The 17,619-nt window shown below is 42.9% G+C and carries 11 protein-coding genes; 10 read left to right on the top strand and 1 reads right to left on the bottom strand.

Going from position 1 to position 17,619, the window contains the following annotated elements; translation table 11 throughout:
• Window positions 1–17 precede the first annotated feature (17 nt).
• The 4 genes from pabB to D8804_RS05275 all read left to right on the top strand — a co-directional run bounded on the left by pabB (window position 18) and on the right by D8804_RS05275 (window position 5,056).
• Complete coding sequence (gene pabB / locus D8804_RS05290) at window positions 18–1,733, top strand: aminodeoxychorismate synthase component I (protein WP_125399047.1); 1,716 nt, start codon at window positions 18–20, stop codon at window positions 1,731–1,733.
• A 106-nt stretch (window positions 1,734–1,839) separates the two neighbouring features.
• Window positions 1,840–3,033, top strand: coding sequence for an Ltp family lipoprotein (locus D8804_RS05285; protein WP_472725586.1), 1,194 nt, complete (start codon window positions 1,840–1,842; stop codon window positions 3,031–3,033).
• Window positions 3,034–3,158: 125 nt separating this feature from the next.
• Complete coding sequence (locus tag D8804_RS05280; protein WP_000078549.1) at window positions 3,159–4,118, top strand: ROK family glucokinase; 960 nt, start codon at window positions 3,159–3,161, stop codon at window positions 4,116–4,118.
• Between the two features lie 98 nt (window positions 4,119–4,216).
• The gene (locus D8804_RS05275) at window positions 4,217–5,056 is read left to right on the top strand and encodes a thymidylate synthase (protein ID WP_125399045.1); all 840 of its coding nucleotides are present in this window, start codon (window positions 4,217–4,219) and stop codon (window positions 5,054–5,056) included.
• Between the two features lie 42 nt (window positions 5,057–5,098).
• On the opposite strand, the gene D8804_RS05270 is transcribed toward D8804_RS05275, so the two are convergent.
• On the bottom strand, window positions 5,099–5,269 hold the full coding sequence (locus tag D8804_RS05270; protein ID WP_001051782.1) for a DUF3042 family protein: 171 nt from the start codon (window positions 5,267–5,269) through the stop codon (window positions 5,099–5,101).
• A 120-nt stretch (window positions 5,270–5,389) separates the two neighbouring features.
• On the opposite strand from D8804_RS05270, the gene miaA reads away from it, so the two are divergent.
• The 6 genes from miaA (at window position 5,390) to bgaA (ending at window position 17,332) form a co-directional block, all read left to right on the top strand.
• Window positions 5,390–6,274, top strand: a complete 885-nt coding sequence (gene miaA / locus D8804_RS05265) for a tRNA (adenosine(37)-N6)-dimethylallyltransferase MiaA (protein ID WP_125399044.1) — start codon at window positions 5,390–5,392, stop codon at window positions 6,272–6,274.
• Window positions 6,267–7,505: a GTPase HflX gene (hflX, locus tag D8804_RS05260; RefSeq protein ID WP_125399043.1), complete on the top strand. Its 1,239-nt coding sequence runs from the start codon at window positions 6,267–6,269 to the stop codon at window positions 7,503–7,505. The genes miaA and hflX overlap by 8 nt, the downstream gene beginning before the upstream one ends.
• Complete coding sequence (locus D8804_RS05255) at window positions 7,498–8,121, top strand: cystathionine beta-lyase (protein WP_125399042.1); 624 nt, start codon at window positions 7,498–7,500, stop codon at window positions 8,119–8,121. Before hflX ends, D8804_RS05255 begins: the two co-directional genes overlap by 8 nt.
• A gap of 14 nt (window positions 8,122–8,135) precedes the next feature.
• The gene (rnz, locus tag D8804_RS05250; protein ID WP_000354320.1) at window positions 8,136–9,065 is read left to right on the top strand and encodes a ribonuclease Z; all 930 of its coding nucleotides are present in this window, start codon (window positions 8,136–8,138) and stop codon (window positions 9,063–9,065) included.
• Window positions 9,066–9,085: 20 nt separating this feature from the next.
• Window positions 9,086–9,841, top strand: coding sequence for an SDR family NAD(P)-dependent oxidoreductase (locus D8804_RS05245; protein WP_125399041.1), 756 nt, complete (start codon window positions 9,086–9,088; stop codon window positions 9,839–9,841).
• A gap of 249 nt (window positions 9,842–10,090) precedes the next feature.
• Window positions 10,091–17,332, top strand: a complete 7,242-nt coding sequence (gene bgaA / locus D8804_RS05240; RefSeq protein WP_125399040.1) for an LPXTG-anchored adhesin/beta-galactosidase BgaA — start codon at window positions 10,091–10,093, stop codon at window positions 17,330–17,332.
• The last annotated feature ends 287 nt before the right edge of the window (window positions 17,333–17,619 follow it).

Here is a 17,619-nt window from a genome sequence, read left to right as displayed (position 1 = left end):
TGTGCTATACTTAAGGTATGCATAGAAAAACAGTGATTGATTTTAGGGCTTTGGGGGAGAGATACACCTTTACCCAGCCGATCAAAGAGTTAAAAACGAGAGATTTATCAGAAGTGGCAGACTTGCTGGTACAAGTGGAAAGCTACCAAGAGCAAGGCTATTATGTCGTGGGCTATGTCAGTTACGAGGCTGCACCTGCATTTGAGGAGAAATTAGCAGTTCACAAGCTTCCTCTACTGGGCGAGTATTTGCTTTACTTTACCGTTCACGATAGGGTGGAAACATCCCCTATTCCTCTGACTTATGAGGAAGTAGATCTGCCTTCAAAGTGGAAGGAAGAAACGTCTGCAGAGAACTATGAAAAGGCTATTGCCCAGATTCACCATCATTTGCGTCAAGGTGACACCTATCAGGTCAATTACACTGTCCAACTCAAGCAAGACTTAAGTGCCAATCCTTTTGCCATTTACAATCGTATGGTGGTAGAGCAAGAGGCGGGCTACAATGCCTATGTAGAACATGATGAGATGGCAGTGATTTCCATGAGCCCAGAGCTCTTTTTTGAGCAAAATGACCGAGAATTAACGACTCGTCCAATGAAGGGAACAACCCAGCGGGGAGTGACTGACCAAGAAGACCTTGCCCAAGCTAGTTGGCTAGAACAGGATCCTAAAAATCGTTCTGAAAATATGATGATTGTGGATCTCTTACGCAACGATATGAACCGTATTTCTGAAGTGGGCAGTGAGCGTGTAGAACGTCTTTGTCAAGTGGAGCAGTATTCGACTGTTTGGCAGATGACTTCGACCATCAAGAGTCAGTTGCGAGAGGATGTGGACTTGGTTGCCATTTTCCGCTCCCTCTTTCCTTGTGGGTCCATAACGGGAGCTCCCAAAATTGCGACCATGGAAATCATCAAGGACTTGGAGCCACAACCCAGAGGAGTCTACTGCGGAACGATTGGTCTCTTGCTTCCAAATGGGCGACGGATTTTTAATGTCGCCATTCGGACCATTCAACTCTACAAAGGGCAAGCTATTTATGGAGTTGGCGGAGGGATTACTTGGGATAGCACTTGGGAATCTGAATACCGTGAAGTTCATCAAAAGGCGGCTGTTCTCTATCGTAAACAAGCACGTTTCCAATTGATTACAACTGGGAGAACCAGCCAAAAACAACTGTTGTTTGAAGATCAACATCTGGAAAGACTGACAAAGGCGAGTCGTTATTTTGCCTATCCTTTTGATCCAGAAGAACTGAGACAAAAGATAGAGGAAGAGTGTCAAGCTTGTGATTCCCACCAAGACTCCCGCTTGCGAATTACCCTCAGCAAATCTGGAGAGATGAAACTCAGTCGCCAAATCTTAACACCCCTCAGTCCAAGTTTCTGCAAAGCCAAACTTTGTCTACAGGAAGCCAATTTGCAACAAGCATTTACCTACTTTAAAACAACTCATAGACCGCATTTGAGCCTAGGAGAGCAAGAGAAGATTTACCACAATAAGTCAGGAGAACTACTTGAGACCTCTATTGGAAATCTGGTTCTGAAAATTGCCGGGAAGCTCTACACACCACCTATCAGTCTAGGGATTTTACCAGGAATCTATCGTCAGCATTTGCTGGAAACAGGACAGATAGAGGAAAAAGTTCTGACTTTGGCAGACTTGAACCAAGCGGAGGCTGTCTATGGCTGTAATGCGGTCAGAGGCTTGTATGAGTTGGAAGTGATATAACTATGGATTTTTCAATTAAGTTTTAGATTTATTTCTGAATATTTAATATTTGATTTTAAAGTAAAATAAAGTATATGGTATACTATAGGTATAAATCGTTAAAATAATGGAGATTTTTATGAAAAAATCAAAAAAAATTTTAGTAACCAGCTTAGCAACTGCAACACTGGGACTTATTTCATTTGCAGATACAACTGAAGCCTTTCCTTTTTCGGCTCAGCATGTTTCTGCTCAAGAAAAGGATGCACCTAAAAATGGTAAGGTTGTAAAAGAGAATACAACTTCGGCGCCAAATCAAGCTGAGAAANCNAAAACACCAGCGCAAAATCCTGCTGAGAAACCGAAAACACCAGCNCAAAANCCTGCTGAGAAANCGAAAACACCAGCGCAAAAGCCTGCTGAGAAACCAAAAACACCAGCGCCGAAACCAGCACCAAAACCTGCGCCGAAACCAGCGCCGAAGCCGGCACCGAAACCAGCACCAAAACCCGCGCCGAAGCCNGCACCAAAACCCGCGTCGAAGCCAGCACCAAAACCCGCGCCGAAGCCAGCACAAAAACCTGCTGAGAAACCAAAAACACCAGCACCAAAACCGGCTGAAAAAACTAAAGAAACAACTCCTAAACAGGATAAATCACAATCTAAAGTTCAGTCTGGCTGGGTAGGAAATTACTACCTCAAATCAGATGGAAAGAGAGCTAAAAATGAATGGGTAGATGGTGGTCGTTATTATGTTGATTCTGATGGAAAAAAGGTTAAAAGTGACTGGATTTATGATAAAAACTATGGTTCATATTATTATCTAACAGCAGAAGGAAGCTCTGCTCGCAATAAATGGGTAGGAAATTATTATTTCAAATCAGATGGAAAGATGGCCAAGAATGAATGGGTAGATGGTGGCCGTTACTATGTTGATTCTGAAGGTAAAATGGCTAGGGATAAATGGGTAGATGGTGGCCGTCACTATGTAGGATACGATGGTGTGCGGCAACCAAAACTAGATGGGAAGCAGTACAATGCTGCTTTAAATAAAGCGAAAAGCTATAATTCGGTTTTACATATGTCAAAAAAAGATCTCTATAACCAATTAACGTGGAATGGTTTTTCAAGTTCAGCAGCGCAGTATGCCATCGATCACTTGAATGCAGATTACAAAGCAAATGCCTTAATTACAGCAAGAGAATACCGAAAGAATAACCATTTATCAAAGACAGAGATTTATGAGTGGCTAACTTCTTCTTATGTTGGAAAATTTACAAAAGAAGAAGCAAACTATGCAATTCAACATTTAGGTGACTAATTTTTACAAATAGTGAAGCAAATGAGATGTTTTAATTTTGGCTTGTAGCCTGCAAACCTTTGCACAAAAGAGACGTTTTTGTTATACTATATCTGTAAGCATTTTCAATTAAAAAGGAGAAGACGATGAGTCAAAAGATTATTGGGATTGACCTTGGTGGAACATCTATCAAGTTTGCAATTTTAACTCAAGAGGGAGAAATCCAAGAAAAATGGTCTATCAAGACTAATATTTTGGATGAAGGAAGCCATATTGTAGATGATATGATTGAATCTATTCAGCATCGTTTGGACTTGCTTGGATTGTCAGCTACGGATTTCCGAGGTATTGGAATGGGATCACCTGGTGTGGTTGACCGTGAAAAAGGGACTGTTATCGGTGCCTACAACCTCAACTGGAAAACCCTTCAACCGATTAAAGAAAAGATTGAAAAAGCCTTGGGCATTCCATTCTTCATTGATAATGATGCCAACGTAGCTGCTCTTGGTGAGCGCTGGATGGGTGCTGGTGACAACCAACCGGATGTTGTCTTTATGACACTTGGTACTGGTGTTGGTGGTGGTATCGTGGCAGAAGGCAAATTGCTTCACGGTGTTGCTGGTGCAGCAGGAGAGCTTGGCCACATCACTGTTGACTTTGACCAACCGATCGCATGTACCTGTGGTAAAAAAGGCTGTCTTGAGACAGTTGCTTCTGCAACAGGGATTGTCAACTTGACACGTCGTTATGCTGATGAATACGAAGGCGATGCGGCCTTGAAACGCTTGATAGACGACGGTGAAGAAGTAACAGCAAAAACTGTCTTTGACCTTGCAAAAGAAGGGGACGACCTTGCCTTGATCGTTTACCGTAACTTCTCGCGTTACTTGGGAATCGCTTGTGCCAATATCGGCTCAATCCTCAATCCTTCAACAATCGTTATCGGTGGTGGGGTGTCAGCTGCGGGAGAATTCCTTCTACAAGGTGTTCAAAAAGTGTACGATGAAAATACCTTCCCACAAGTACGCACAACAACTAAACTAGCTCTTGCAACTCTAGGAAATGACGCTGGAGTTATAGGAGCAGCATCACTTGTATTGCAATAAGATCATAAAAGGAGAAAAACACTACTTTAAAGCCAGTGATTTTCCTCCTTTCTTTTTTTATGCTATACTAGTTAGGACAATAAATGAGGTGAGAGTAAATGACAAAAGCTGATACGATTTTTAAAGAGAATATTGAACGAATCCTCAAAGACGGTGTCTTTTCTGAGCAGGCACGTCCCAAGTATAAGGATGGGACCGTAGCCAACTCCAAGTACATAACGGGTGCCTTTGCAGAGTATGATTTGTCAAAGGGTGAATTTCCCATCACAACCTTGCGTCCCATTGCGATCAAATCCGCCATCAAGGAAGTACTCTGGATCTACCAAGATCAGTCTAATAGCTTAGATGTTCTCAATGACAAGTACAATGTTCACTACTGGAATGACTGGGAAGTGGGAGATACGGGAACCATTGGTGAGCGCTATGGGGCAGTCGTTAAGAAACACGACATCATCAATAAGATTCTCAAACAGTTGGAAGCCAACCCTTGGAATCGTCGCAATATCATCTCTCTCTGGGATTACCAAGCTTTTGAGGAGACAGATGGTCTTCTTCCATGCGCCTTTCAGACCATGTTTGATGTCCGTCGCGTTGATGGGGAAATCTATCTAGATGCGACCTTGACTCAGCGTTCTAATGACATGCTAGTGGCCCACCACATTAACGCTATGCAGTACGTAGCTTTGCAGATGATGATTGCCAAGCATTTCGGCTGGAAGGTTGGGAAGTTCTTCTACTTCATCAACAACCTTCATATCTATGATAATCAATTTGAACAAGCAGAAGAATTGCTTCGTCGTGAGCCGTCAAACTGCCAACCTCGTTTGTTCTTGAATGTGCCAGATGGGACCAATTTCTTTGATATCAAAGCGGAAGACTTTGAGTTGGTTGACTATGATCCGGTTAAGCCGCAGCTGAAGTTTGATTTGGCAATTTAATAACATAAAAAGAAGTTGAGATTTCTCAACTTCTTTTGTTGCTTAATGTGATACGCGACGGCGAGCTGCTTTTTTACGGTTTTCTTCGATGAAAGCTGCTTTTTGCTCTTCTGGCTCAATCACTTTCTTTTTAATTGCGTATACTGCACCTGCAACTGCAGCGACAGTTCCTGCGACACCTGTTACAAGACCTTTAGCGAATCCTTTAGCCATGAGTCTTCCTCCTTTATCTTCTCGATCAGCCAGACTCCTCAAGAGGTAGCATTTTTCTGACTGACCTTTTTATGATATAATAATAGTAACGAAAAAATGGGAATTTTTCAAGGAAAAAAGATGAAAACAAAAATAATTGTGATTGTTGGACCGACTGCTGTTGGGAAGACAGCCCTTGCTATTGAAGTAGCCAAGCGCTTTGGTGGAGAGGTAGTCAGCGGTGACAGTCAGCAAGTATATAGAGGGCTAGATATTGGAACGGCCAAGGCTAGCCCAGAGGAGCAAGCTGCTGTTCCTCATCATTTGATTGATGTCAGAGAGGTGACCGAGTCTTACTCGGCTTTTGATTTTGTTTTAGAAGCTAAAAAGGCTATAGAAGACATTCAAAGTCGAGGAAAACTAGCTATCATTGCTGGTGGAACAGGGCTTTATATCCAGAGCTTGCTGGAAGGTTACCATCTGGGAGGAGAGACGCCCCATGAGGAGATTTTAGCCTATCGAGCTAGTTTAGAGCCTTATTCAGATGAGGAATTAACCCATCTTGTGGAGCAAACAGGCCTTGAGATTCCCCAGTTTAACCGCCGTCGTGCTATGCGAGCCTTGGAAATCGCCCATTTTGGTCAGGATTTGGAGAATCAAGAGACCTTGTATCAACCGTTGATTATCTGCTTGGATGATGAACGTAGTCAACTCTATGAGCGGATCAACCATCGAGTGGATTTGATGTTTGAGGCTGGGCTTTTGGATGAGGCCAAGTGGCTTTTTGACAACTATCCAGATGTGCAGGCTGCTAAAGGCATTGGCTACAAGGAACTTTTTCCTTATTTCCGTGGGGAGCAGACTCTGGAGGAAGCTAGTGAGAGTCTCAAACAGGCGACTCGTCGTTTTGCTAAGCGCCAACTGACCTGGTTCCGTAATCGCATGCAGGTCACCTTTTATAAAGTAGGAGAGTCTGGCGTGAAGGAGCGCATTCTAAGCCAGATTGAGGAGTTTTTAAATGATTGAAACGGAGAAAAAAGAGGAGCGAGTCCTGCTCATTGGTGTGGAATTGCAGGGCATGGATAATTTTGACCTTTCCATGGAAGAGTTGGCCAGTCTGGCTAAGACTGCTGGAGCAGTCGTTGTAGATAGTTACAGACAAAAACGTGAAAAGTATGATTCTAAGACCTTTGTTGGCTCTGGTAAGTTGGAAGAGATTGCGCTTATGGTAGATGCGGAAGAAATCACAACTGTCATTGTCAACAACCGTCTGACACCAAGGCAGAATGTCAATTTGGAAGAAGTTCTCGGAGTAAAAGTGATTGACCGTATGCAGCTGATTTTGGATATATTTGCCATGCGGGCTCGTAGCCATGAAGGAAAACTCCAAGTCCACCTAGCTCAGCTCAAGTACCTCTTGCCTCGCTTGGTTGGGCAGGGGATTATGCTTAGTCGTCAGGCTGGGGGAATTGGTTCCCGTGGACCTGGTGAAAGCCAGCTGGAACTGAATCGTCGTAGTGTTCGAAACCAAATTACGGATATCGAAAGACAGCTCAAGGTCGTTGAGAAAAATCGGGCGACAGTCAGAGAAAAACGTCTGGAGTCGAGTACCTTTAAGATTGGTTTGATTGGTTACACCAATGCTGGGAAGTCAACTATCATGAACAGCTTAACCAGTAAGACCCAGTACGAAGCAGATGAGCTATTTGCTACTCTAGATGCGACAACTAAAAGTATCCATCTGGGGAGCAATCTACAGGCAACCTTGACTGATACCGTTGGCTTTATTCAGGATTTGCCGACTGAGTTGGTGTCAAGTTTTAAGTCGACCTTGGAAGAAAGCAAGCATGTAGACCTTCTAGTTCATGTCATTGATGCTAGCAATCCTTATCATGAGGAGCATGAAAAAACGGTTCTGTCTATCATGAAAGATTTGGACATGGAGGATATTCCTCGTTTGACCCTTTATAATAAAGCGGATTTGGTGGAGGATTTCACTCCTACCCAAACGCCCTATGCGCTCATTTCTGCCAAGTCGGAGGATAGTCGTGAGCAGCTGCAGGCTTTATTTTTAGAGAAAATCAAGGATATTTTCGAACCATTTACCCTGCGCCTGCCTTTTTCCAAGTCCTATAAGATTCATGATTTAGAAAGTGTTGCGATTCTTGAAGATCGTGACTACCAAGATGATGGAGAAGCGATTACAGGCTATATTTCGGAGAAAAACAAATGGAGGTTAGAGGAATTTTATGACTGATATTAAAACCTTGGCTCTAAAATATGGGGGCTATACGAGTCTAGACAAGGTCTATCTGGATCAGCTTCTAGCTGGTAAAACAGAGCAGGAGCAATTGGCACTTATTACTCCTCCTCCGAGTGTAGTCAATGCTTACTTTGCTGAACTCTACCAGAAAAAGAGTCCTGAAGCTGCGACGGATTATTTTGCAGAACTTACTCAGGAATTGAACCTCTACAATGCTGAGCCAAGTTTCACCTTTGAAAATAAGCCCTTTATTCGTCTGAACCTATCTGGCAAATCCTTTGGCTTTTGCTATGAGAGTAAGGGCCTGGGGCGAATCTTCTCTGAAAATGAAGAGGAAATCTCGGATGACTTGCTTTTTGAGATTGCGCAAATTTTCCCCCATCAACTCGTCTTTGAAGAGTCTGGAAAGATTTACATGAAAGCTGTCGGAGATGAGGAAGTTGTTAGTGTCAAAAATCTCACAGCCTTGACAGATTTGGAAAGTTTGGCTGATGGTCGCAAACGTCTCAAAGGCTACAGTCAAGAGGATTTACTGCAAGAAGCTGTTGCTTTCTCTGGCAGTCGCTATTTCCGATCGGAAAATCGCACAGCTATGTTATATATTGATTAATTAGAAAGTATCGAATGGATATTCAATTTTTAGGAACGGGGGCTGGTCAGCCCTCTAAAGCCCGCAACGTTTCAAGTCTCGCTCTGAAACTCTTGGATGAGATTAACGAAGTTTGGCTCTTTGACTGTGGAGAAGGAACGCAAAATCGCATTCTGGAAACCACGATTCGACCACGTAAGGTCAGCAAAATCTTTATCACTCACCTGCATGGAGATCATATCTTTGGCTTGCCAGGATTCCTTTCTAGCCGTGCCTTTCAGGCCAATGAAGAGCAGACAGATTTGGACATCTACGGACCTCAAGGGATCAAGTCCTTTGTCTTAACCAGTCTACGTGTGTCGGGTTCTCGTCTGCCTTACCGCATTCATTTTCATGAGTTTGACCAAGATTCTCTAGGGAAAATCCTTGAGACCGATAAATTCACGGTGTATGCAGAGGAGCTGGACCACACTATTTTCTGTGTTGGCTATCGTGTCATGCAAAAGGACCTAGAAGGTACCTTGGATGCTGAAAAACTCAAAGCTGCAGGTGTGCCATTTGGACCTCTCTTTGGAAAAATCAAAAATGGTCAGGATGTTGTCCTAGAAGACGGAACTGAAATCAAGGCGACAGACTATATCTCAGCTCCCCGTCCAGGTAAGATTATCACTATTCTTGGTGATACCCGAAAAACCAATGCCAGCGTGCGTCTAGGCATCAATGCTGATATCCTAGTCCATGAGTCAACTTATGGAAAGGGCGATGAGAAAATTGCCCGTAACCATGGTCACTCAACCAATATGCAGGCAGCGCAAGTAGCTGCAGAAGCAGGAGCCAAACGCCTTTTGCTCAATCATATCAGCGCCCGCTTCCTCTCAAAAGATATCAGCCAGCTCAAGAAAGATGCGGCTACTGTTTTTGAAAATGTCCATGTGGTCAAAGACTTGGAAGAAGTGGAAATTTAGAAGATTGAGAAAGGATAAGTATGCGTACTATTCTGATTACCGGAGCAAGCGGTGGCTTAGCCCAAGAAATGGTCAAACTCTTGCCAAATGACCAACTCATCTTACTAGGTAGAAACAAGGAAAAACTGTCGGAGCTATATGGAAATCATCCCCATGTAGAATTGATTGAAATCGATATTACTGATGACTCAGCCCTAGAAACTCTGGTAGCTGACCTCTATCTCCGCTATGACAAGATCGATGTCTTGGTCAACAACGCGGGCTATGGGATTTTTGAAGATTTTGACCAGATTTCTGACAAAGACATTCACCAGATGTTCGAGGTCAATACCTTTGCCCTGATGAATCTATCTCGTCGTCTTGGAGCCCGTATGAAGGAGAGGGGAAAAGGCCATATCATCAATATCGTTAGCATGGCAGGTTTGATAGCGACTAGTAAGTCCAGTCTCTACTCGGCAACCAAGTTTGCGGCTATTGGATTTTCAAACGCTCTGCGCCTCGAACTCATGCCCTATGGTGTTTATGTGACGACAGTCAATCCAGGACCGATTCGTACTGCCTTTTTTGACCAGGCCGACCCAGATGGCAGCTACCTCCAGTCTGTGGACCGTTTTCTCTTGGAACCAGATGCAGTCGCTAGAAAGATTGTCAAAACCATAGGAAAAAATAAACGAGAACTCAATCTTCCACTTTTGCTCAATTTAGCCCACAAATTTTATAGCCTCTTTCCTAAACTAGCTGATAAGTTGGCAGGGGGAATATTTAATTATAAGTAAAAGGAGTTCCTTACAAAAGGAACTTTTTTATAATATTTAACTGAGTGTCAAAAATTGTTTGTTTTTGTTCTAAATCTATATTCACATTTTTTAAATCTTCTACAAATTTTAGAAAAAACAATCAAAAGTATGATTTTTATGCTGCCAGTATTGAAGTTTCTTATATTATTTTATAAAATAAGAGTAAAAGGCTATGAAAAAGTAATACGCTTACAAGAAAAATGGAAGCGGTTACTAAAGGAGGATTTTATGGAAAAAGGCCATTGGAATCGTAAAAGAGTCTACAGCATTCGTAAGTTTGCCGTAGGAGCTTGCTCTGTCATGATTGGAACCTGTGCGGTTCTATTTGGAGGAAGTGTCATTGGAGAATCACCAGTTTTCGCGGATGAAACTCCAATTACTCACACTGTGGAACAAGCAAAAGAGGAAAGTCCGGCAGTGGAGGAAAAAGAAAATCAAGCTGTAGCAGAGCACAAGGATGCTGCAAGTGTCGACCAAAGTCAAGCTGCTCCAATTGAAGCAAGCAAACCAGAGAAGAAAGAAGATGAACCTGTAGCTCCAAAAGAGGAGAAAGCATCTCTAAAACCTGAAGAAACAACTCCAAAGGTAGAATCTCAAGCTTCAAGTCAAGAAAAGCCTGTCAAGGAAGATTTGAAAGCTGCGACAAATGAAGAAGTAAATCAAATGATTGAAGACAGAAAAGTGAATTTTAATCAAAATTGGCACTTTAAGCTCAACGCAAACCCCAAAGAAGCTGTGAAACCAGATGCAGATGTGTCAACATGGCAAAAATTGGATCTCCCACATGACTGGAGTATCTTTAACGATTTTGATCATCAGTCACCTGCCCAAAACGAGGGTGGACAGCTCAATGGTGGTGAAGCTTGGTATCGTAAGACATTCAAACTTGATGAAAAAGATCTCAAGAAAAATGTTCGAGTGACCTTTGATGGTGTCTACATGGACTCTCAAGTCTATGTCAATGGCCAGTTAGTGGGGCATTATCCAAATGGTTATAACCAGTTCTCATACGATATCACTAAATACCTTCACAAAGATGGTCGTGAGAATGTGATTGCTGTCCATGCAGTCAACAAACAACCAAGTAGCCGTTGGTACTCAGGTAGTGGTATCTACCGTGATGTGACCTTGCAAGTGACTGATAAGGTTCATGTTGAGAAAAATGGGACAACCATCTTAACGCCAAAACTTGAAGAACAGCAACATGGCAAGGTTGAAACTCATGTAACCAGCAAAATTGTCAATACAGATGATAAAGACCATGAACTGGTGGCAGAGTATCAAATCGTTGAACGTGGTGGTCAGGCTGTAACAGGCGTGGTTCGTACAGCGAGTCGTACCCTGAAAGCACATGAATCAACAAGCCTAGATGCGATTTTAGAAGTTGAAAAACCAAAACTCTGGACAGTTTTAAATGATAAACCAGCCTTGTACGAATTGATTACGCGTGTTTACCGTGACGGTCAGTTGGTTGATGCTAAGAAAGATTTGTTTGGTTACCGTTACTATCACTGGACTCCAAATGAAGGTTTCTCTTTGAATGGTGAACGCATTAAATTCCATGGTGTTTCCTTGCACCATGACCACGGAGCGCTTGGAGCAGAAGAAAACTATAAGGCAGAATACCGTCGTCTCAAACAAATGAAGGAGATGGGCGTTAACGCCATCCGTACAACTCATAACCCTGCAAGTCCGCAGACCTTGCAAATCGCAGCAGAACTTGGTTTGCTCGTTCAGGAAGAGGCTTTTGATACATGGTACGGTGGAAAGAAACCTTATGACTATGGTCGTTTCTTTGAAAAAGATGCCACTCACCCAGAAGCTAGAAAAGGTGAAAAATGGTCTGACTATGATCTTCGTACCATGGTCGAAAGAGATAAAAATAATCCAGCTGTCTTCATGTGGTCTATTGGTAATGAAATCGGTGAAGCAAATGGTGACGCCCACTCTCTAGCAACGGTAAAACGTCTAGTCAAAGTTATCAAGGATGTTGATAAAACTCGTTACGTTACCATGGGAGCAGATAAGTTCCGTTTCGGTAATGGTAGTGGTGGACATGAGAAAATTGCTGATGAACTGGATGCGGTTGGATTCAACTATTCTGAAGACAACTACAAAGCTCTTCGTGCAAAACATCCTAACTGGTTGATTTACGGTTCTGAGACATCTTCAGCTACCCGTACACGTGGAAGTTACTATCGTCCTGAACAGGAATTGAAACATAGTAACGGACCTGAACGTAACTACGAACAGTCTGACTATGGTAATGACCGAGTTGGATGGGGTAAAACGGCAACAGATTCATGGACCTTTGACCGTGATAATGCTGGCTATGCTGGACAGTTTATCTGGACAGGTACGGACTATATCGGTGAGCCTACTCCATGGCACAACCAAAACCATACACCAGTTAAGAGTTCTTATTTTGGAATCGTAGATACAGCTGGTATTCCAAAACATGACTTCTACCTCTACCAAAGCCAATGGGTTTCTGTTAAGAAGAAACCAATGGTTCACCTCCTTCCTCACTGGAACTGGGAAAACCCTACTCTAAAAGCGAATGTAGCTGATGCAGACGGAAAAATCCCAGTTCGCGCCTATTCAAACGCTGCAAGCGTTGAATTGTTCTTGAACGGTCAATCTCTCGGAGTTAAGACCTTCAACAAAAAACAAACCAGTGATGGACGAACTTACCAAGAAGGTGCCAATGCCAAGGAACTCTATCTTGAGTGGAAGGTTGCGTACCAACCAGGTACTTTAGAAGCTGTAGCTCGCGATGAAGCTGGAAAAGAAATTGCCCGTGATAAGATTACCACTGCAGGCCAACCAGCAGGTGTTCGTCTTGTCAAGGAAGAACACGCAATCGCAGCAGATGGAAAAGACTTGACCTACATCTACTACGAAATCGTTGATAGTCAAGGAAATGTAGTGCCAACTGCCAATAATTTGGTTCGTTTCCAATTGCATGGACAAGGTCAACTGGTCGGTGTCGATAATGGGGAACAAGCCAGCCGTGAACGCTATAAGGCGCAACCAGATGGTTCTTGGATTCGCAGAGCCTTTAACGGTAAAGGGGTTGCCATTGTTAAATCAACTGAGCAAGCAGGTAAATTCACGCTAACAGCTCATTCAGATCTCTTGAAATCTGGTCAAGTAACAGTCTTTACTGGTAAGAAAGAAGGACAAGAAAAGACTGTTTTAGGTACAGAGGTACCAAAAGTACGTACTGTTATCGAGAAAGAACCGAAAATGCCGAAGACTGTTGCTTTTGTTTACAGTGACGGTAGTCGTGAAAAACGTCCAGTAACATGGTCTTCAGTTGATGTGAGCCAAGCTGGAGTTGTGACAGTTAAAGGCATGGCAGACGGACGTGAGGTAGAGGCTCGTGTCGAAGTTTTAGCAATTGCCAAAGAACTACCAACTGTTAAACGTGTTGCTCCAGGAACAGATTTAAATGCTGTTGATAAATACGTTTCTATCACTGTAACAGATGGAAGCATTCAAGAATACGAAGTGGATAAGTGGGAGATTGCGGAAGCAGATAAAGCCAAACTTTCAGTTACAGGATCACGTATTCAAATGACTGGCCAACTAGGAGGCGAAACCGTACATGCTACCCTTGTGGTAGAAGAAGGCAATCCTGCAGCACCTGTAGTACCAACTGTAACGGTTGGTGGTGAAGCTGTCACAGGACTTACTAGCCAAAAACCAATGCAATACCGCACTCTTGCTTATGGCGCTAAGTTACCAAAAGTCACAGCAAGTGCTGAAAATGCAGCTGTTACAGTGGTGCAAGCAAGCGTAGCAAACGGTATGCGTGCAAGCATCTTTGTTCAACCAAATGATGGTGGCCCTCTTCAAACTTATGCAATTCAATTCCTTGAAGAAGCACCAAAAATTGCCCATTTGAGCCTGCAAGTGGAACAAGCTGATGCTCTCAAAGAAGACCAAACAGTCAAATTGTCTGTCCTTGCACACTATCAAGACGGAACACAAGCAGTTTTACCAGCAGATAAAGTGACCTTCTCTACAAGTGGTGAAGGGGAAGTCGCAGTTCGTAAAGGAATGCTTGAGTTGCATAAGCCAGGATCAGTCACTCTCAAAGCAGAATATGAGGGGGCTAGAGGCCAAATCGCTCTTACGATCCAGGCCAATACTGAGAAAAAAGTAGCCCAATCTATACGCCCAGTAAACGTAGTAACAGACTTGCATCAAGAACCTACTCTTCCATCAACAGTAACTGTTGAGTATGACAAAGGTTTCCCTAAAACTCATAAAGTCACATGGCAAGCTATTCCAAAAGAAAAACTAGACCATTATCAAACCTTTGAAGTTCTAGGTAAAGTTGAAGGCCTTGACCTTGAAGCGCGTGCTAAAGTCTCTGTAGAAGGCATCGTTTCAGTTGAAGAAGTTAGTGTGACTACACCAACTGCAGAAGCACCACAATTACCAGAAAGTGTTCGTACCTACGATTCAAATGGTCATGTTTCATCAGCTAAGGTTACATGGGATGCGATTCGTCCAGAACAATACGCCAAGGAAGGTGTCTTTACAGTCACTGGTCGCCTAGAAGGTACGCAATTAACAACTAAACTTCATGTTCGTGTGTCTGCTCAAACTGAGCAAGGTGCAAACATTTCTGACCAATGGACCGGCTCAGAATTGCCACTTGCCTTTGCTTCAGACTCAAATCCGAGCGACCCTGTTTCAAACGTCAACGATAAATTGATTTCCTTTAATGACCGCCCAGCTAACCGTTGGACAAACTGGAACCGTACTAATCCAGAAGCTTCAGTTGGTGTCCTATTCGGAGATTCAGGTATTTTGAGCAAACGTTCAGTTGATAATCTAAGTGTCGGATTCCACGAAGACCACGGAGTTGGTGTACCGAAGTCTTATGTGATTGAATATTATGTCGGTAAGACCGTTCCAACCGCCCCTAAAAACCCTAGCTTTGTAGGTGAGGAAAACCATGCCTTTAATGATCCTGCAAACTGGAAAGAGGTAAGCAATCTCAAAGCACCAGCTCAATTAAAAGCTGGAGAAATGAATCATTTCAGCTTTGATAAAGTTGAGACCTATGCGGTTCGCATTCGTATGGTTCGACTTGATAGCAAGAAAGGAACGTCTATCACAGAAGTACAAATTTTTGCGAAACAAGTTGCGGCAGCTAAACAAGGACAAACAAGAATCCAAGTTGACGGTAAAGACTTAGCAAACTTTAACCCTGATTTGACTGACTACTATCTTGAGTCAGTAGATGGAAAAGTTCCTGCAGTAACAGCAAGTGTTAGCAACAATGGTCTCGCTACCGTCGTTCCAAGCGTTCGTGAAGGTGAGCCAGTTCGTGTTATCGCGAAAGCTGAAAATGGTGATATCCTAGGAGAATACCGTCTACACTTTACAAGCAATAAAGACTTGCTCTCTCGTAAACCAGTTGCCGCGGTCAAACAAGCTCGCTTGCTACAAGTAGGACAACCACTTGAATTGCCAACTAAGGTTCCTGTTTACTTCACAGGTAAAGATGGTTACGAAACAAAAGACTTGGCAGTTGAATGGGAAGAAGTTCCAGCAGAAAATCTGACAAAAGCAGGTCAATTTACCGTTCGAGGCCATGTCCTAGGTAGTGATCTTGTTGCTGAGTTCACTGTACGAGTGACAGACAAACTTGGTGAAGCTCTATCAAATAACCCAGAGTATGATGAAAATAGTAACCGCGCCTTTGCTTCAGCCACTAACGACATTGATAGAAACTCCCATGACCGTGTGGACTATCTCAATGACGGAAATCATTCAGAAAATCGTCGTTGGACAAACTGGTCTCCAACACCATCTTCTAATCCAGAAGTATCAGCAGGTGTGATCTTCCGTGAAAATGGTAAGATTGTAGAACGGACTGTTGCGCAAGCCAAACTTCACTTCTTTGCAGATAGTGGTACAGATGCCCCATCTAAACTCGTTTTGGAACGTTATATTGGCCCAGAGTTTGAAGTGCCTACCTACTATTCTAACTACCAAGCCTACGATGCAGCTCATCCATTTAACAATCCAGAAAATTGGGAAGCTGTGCCTTATCGTGCGGATAAAGACATCGCAGCTGGTGATGAAATCAACGTAACATTTAAAGCTGTCAAAGCCAAAGCCATGAGATGGCGTATGGAGCGTAAAGCAGACAAGAGCGGTGTTGCGATGATTGAGATGACCTTCCTTGCACCGAGTGAATTACCACAAGAAAGTACGCAATCGAAGATTCTTGTGGATGGAAAAGAACTTCCTGACTTCGCTGAAGATCGTCAAGACTATCAAATCACCTATAAAGGTCAACGTCCAAAAGTCTCAGTCGAAGAAAGTAATCAAGTAGCTTCAACAGTTGTAGATAGCGGAGACGATAGCCTTCCAGTACTTGTTCGCCTTGTTTCGGAAAGTGGAAAACAAGTCAAGGAATACCGTATCCAGTTGACTAAGGAAAAACCAGTTTCTGAGAAGACTGTTGCTGCTGTACAAGAAGAGAATCCAAGTCTTGAGGTTGTGGAAAAGAAATTTGCCTTCCAAACTGTTGAAAAAGAAGATCCAAGTCTATATGTAGGTGAAAGTCGCGTGGCACAAGAAGGACAAGTTGGTAAGGAGCGCATTCTTACATCTGTTAGCCCAGACGGAACTCGTGAAGAGAAATTCCGTGAAGTGCTTCAGGCTCCTGTTAATCGGGTTCTTCTCGTTGGAACTAAACGTGGTACGGCTCAACCGCTTGATGGTGTCAAAGATTTGGTTCATCACAAACCAGAACTCCTAGTGGAAGAAGAGGCAATTGATTTCAAAGTTCAAGAACGTAAGACTGACAAACTTTATCTGGGTGAAAGTCGTGTTCTTCAAGAAGGTCAAAAAGGTGTTCGTGTCCACCTAGTAGAAGTCGAAAATGGTAAGCGTACATCGAAAGAAACCTTTGATAAGATAGTTGCGCAAGATCGTATCGTGGAAGTTGGAACTAAACGTGCTACGGCTCAACCACTTGATGGTGTCAGAGATTTGGTTCATCACCAACCAGAACTACTAGTAGAAGAAAAGGAAGTTGATTTCCAAGTTCAAGAACGTAAGAATGATAAACTTCCAGTAGGGCAAACTCGTGTGATCCAAGAAGGCCAAAAAGGTGTACGTGTTCATCTCATCGAAGTGGACAATGGGAAACGCACTCTAAAGGAAACCTTTGACAAGATAGTTGCTCAAGATCGTATTGTAGAAGTGGGAACTGCTGTAGCACAAGAAGGACCAAATCCACAAGTTCCTGTCAATCCAGATGCGCACCAACTGGCTCAAACAGGAGCACAATCTCAAGAAGAAAAAGTGACACAAACTGAAAAAGGTCACCTTCCAAATACAGGAAGTGAGTCTCAGGTGTCAGCTTTAGCAGCAGGATTGGCTATCTTGGGCTTAGGTGCAGGCCTTGCAGCTACTACTCGCAAAAAAGAAGATTAAGTTTAGTTACAAGCTAAACTGAACAGGAAAAGGCCAGAGTGACGCTCTGGTCTTTTTCGTCTGAGTTGTAATAGTAAATAAATGTTTAGAATAGTCAATCCTATTCCAAATGGATTTTGTTCAAAATTCATAAAGTGCTCTTCACACTTATAAAAAGAGAGGTCGTGTTTGAAAATAATTGATAAATATGCTACAATAGTAGGCACTGGTAATTTTTATAAATGATTTTTTAATGAGAAAAATCGGATAAAATCCATTCAACTTTCGAAGAATCATGATCAGATGAG

This window comes from Streptococcus oralis (assembly GCF_003944215.1).
Classification (GTDB): Bacteria; Bacillota; Bacilli; order Lactobacillales; family Streptococcaceae; genus Streptococcus; species Streptococcus oralis_BI.
This window is presented reverse-complemented; position numbering and strand designations above follow the sequence as displayed.

Excerpts from the sequence above, each read along its gene's own strand:
- pabB (WP_125399047.1), top strand. The coding sequence starts at position 18 with ATGCATAGAAAAACAGTGATTGATTTTAGGGCTTTGGGGGAGAGATAC.
- D8804_RS05280 (WP_000078549.1), top strand. The coding sequence starts at position 3,159 with ATGAGTCAAAAGATTATTGGGATTGACCTTGGTGGAACATCTATCAAG.
- D8804_RS05275 (WP_125399045.1), top strand. The coding sequence starts at position 4,217 with ATGACAAAAGCTGATACGATTTTTAAAGAGAATATTGAACGAATCCTC.
- D8804_RS05270 (WP_001051782.1), bottom strand. The coding sequence starts at position 5,269 with ATGGCTAAAGGATTCGCTAAAGGTCTTGTAACAGGTGTCGCAGGAACT.
- miaA (WP_125399044.1), top strand. The coding sequence starts at position 5,390 with ATGAAAACAAAAATAATTGTGATTGTTGGACCGACTGCTGTTGGGAAG.
- hflX (WP_125399043.1), top strand. The coding sequence starts at position 6,267 with ATGATTGAAACGGAGAAAAAAGAGGAGCGAGTCCTGCTCATTGGTGTG.
- D8804_RS05255 (WP_125399042.1), top strand. The coding sequence starts at position 7,498 with ATGACTGATATTAAAACCTTGGCTCTAAAATATGGGGGCTATACGAGT.
- rnz (WP_000354320.1), top strand. The coding sequence starts at position 8,136 with ATGGATATTCAATTTTTAGGAACGGGGGCTGGTCAGCCCTCTAAAGCC.
- D8804_RS05245 (WP_125399041.1), top strand. The coding sequence starts at position 9,086 with ATGCGTACTATTCTGATTACCGGAGCAAGCGGTGGCTTAGCCCAAGAA.
- bgaA (WP_125399040.1), top strand. The coding sequence starts at position 10,091 with ATGGAAAAAGGCCATTGGAATCGTAAAAGAGTCTACAGCATTCGTAAG.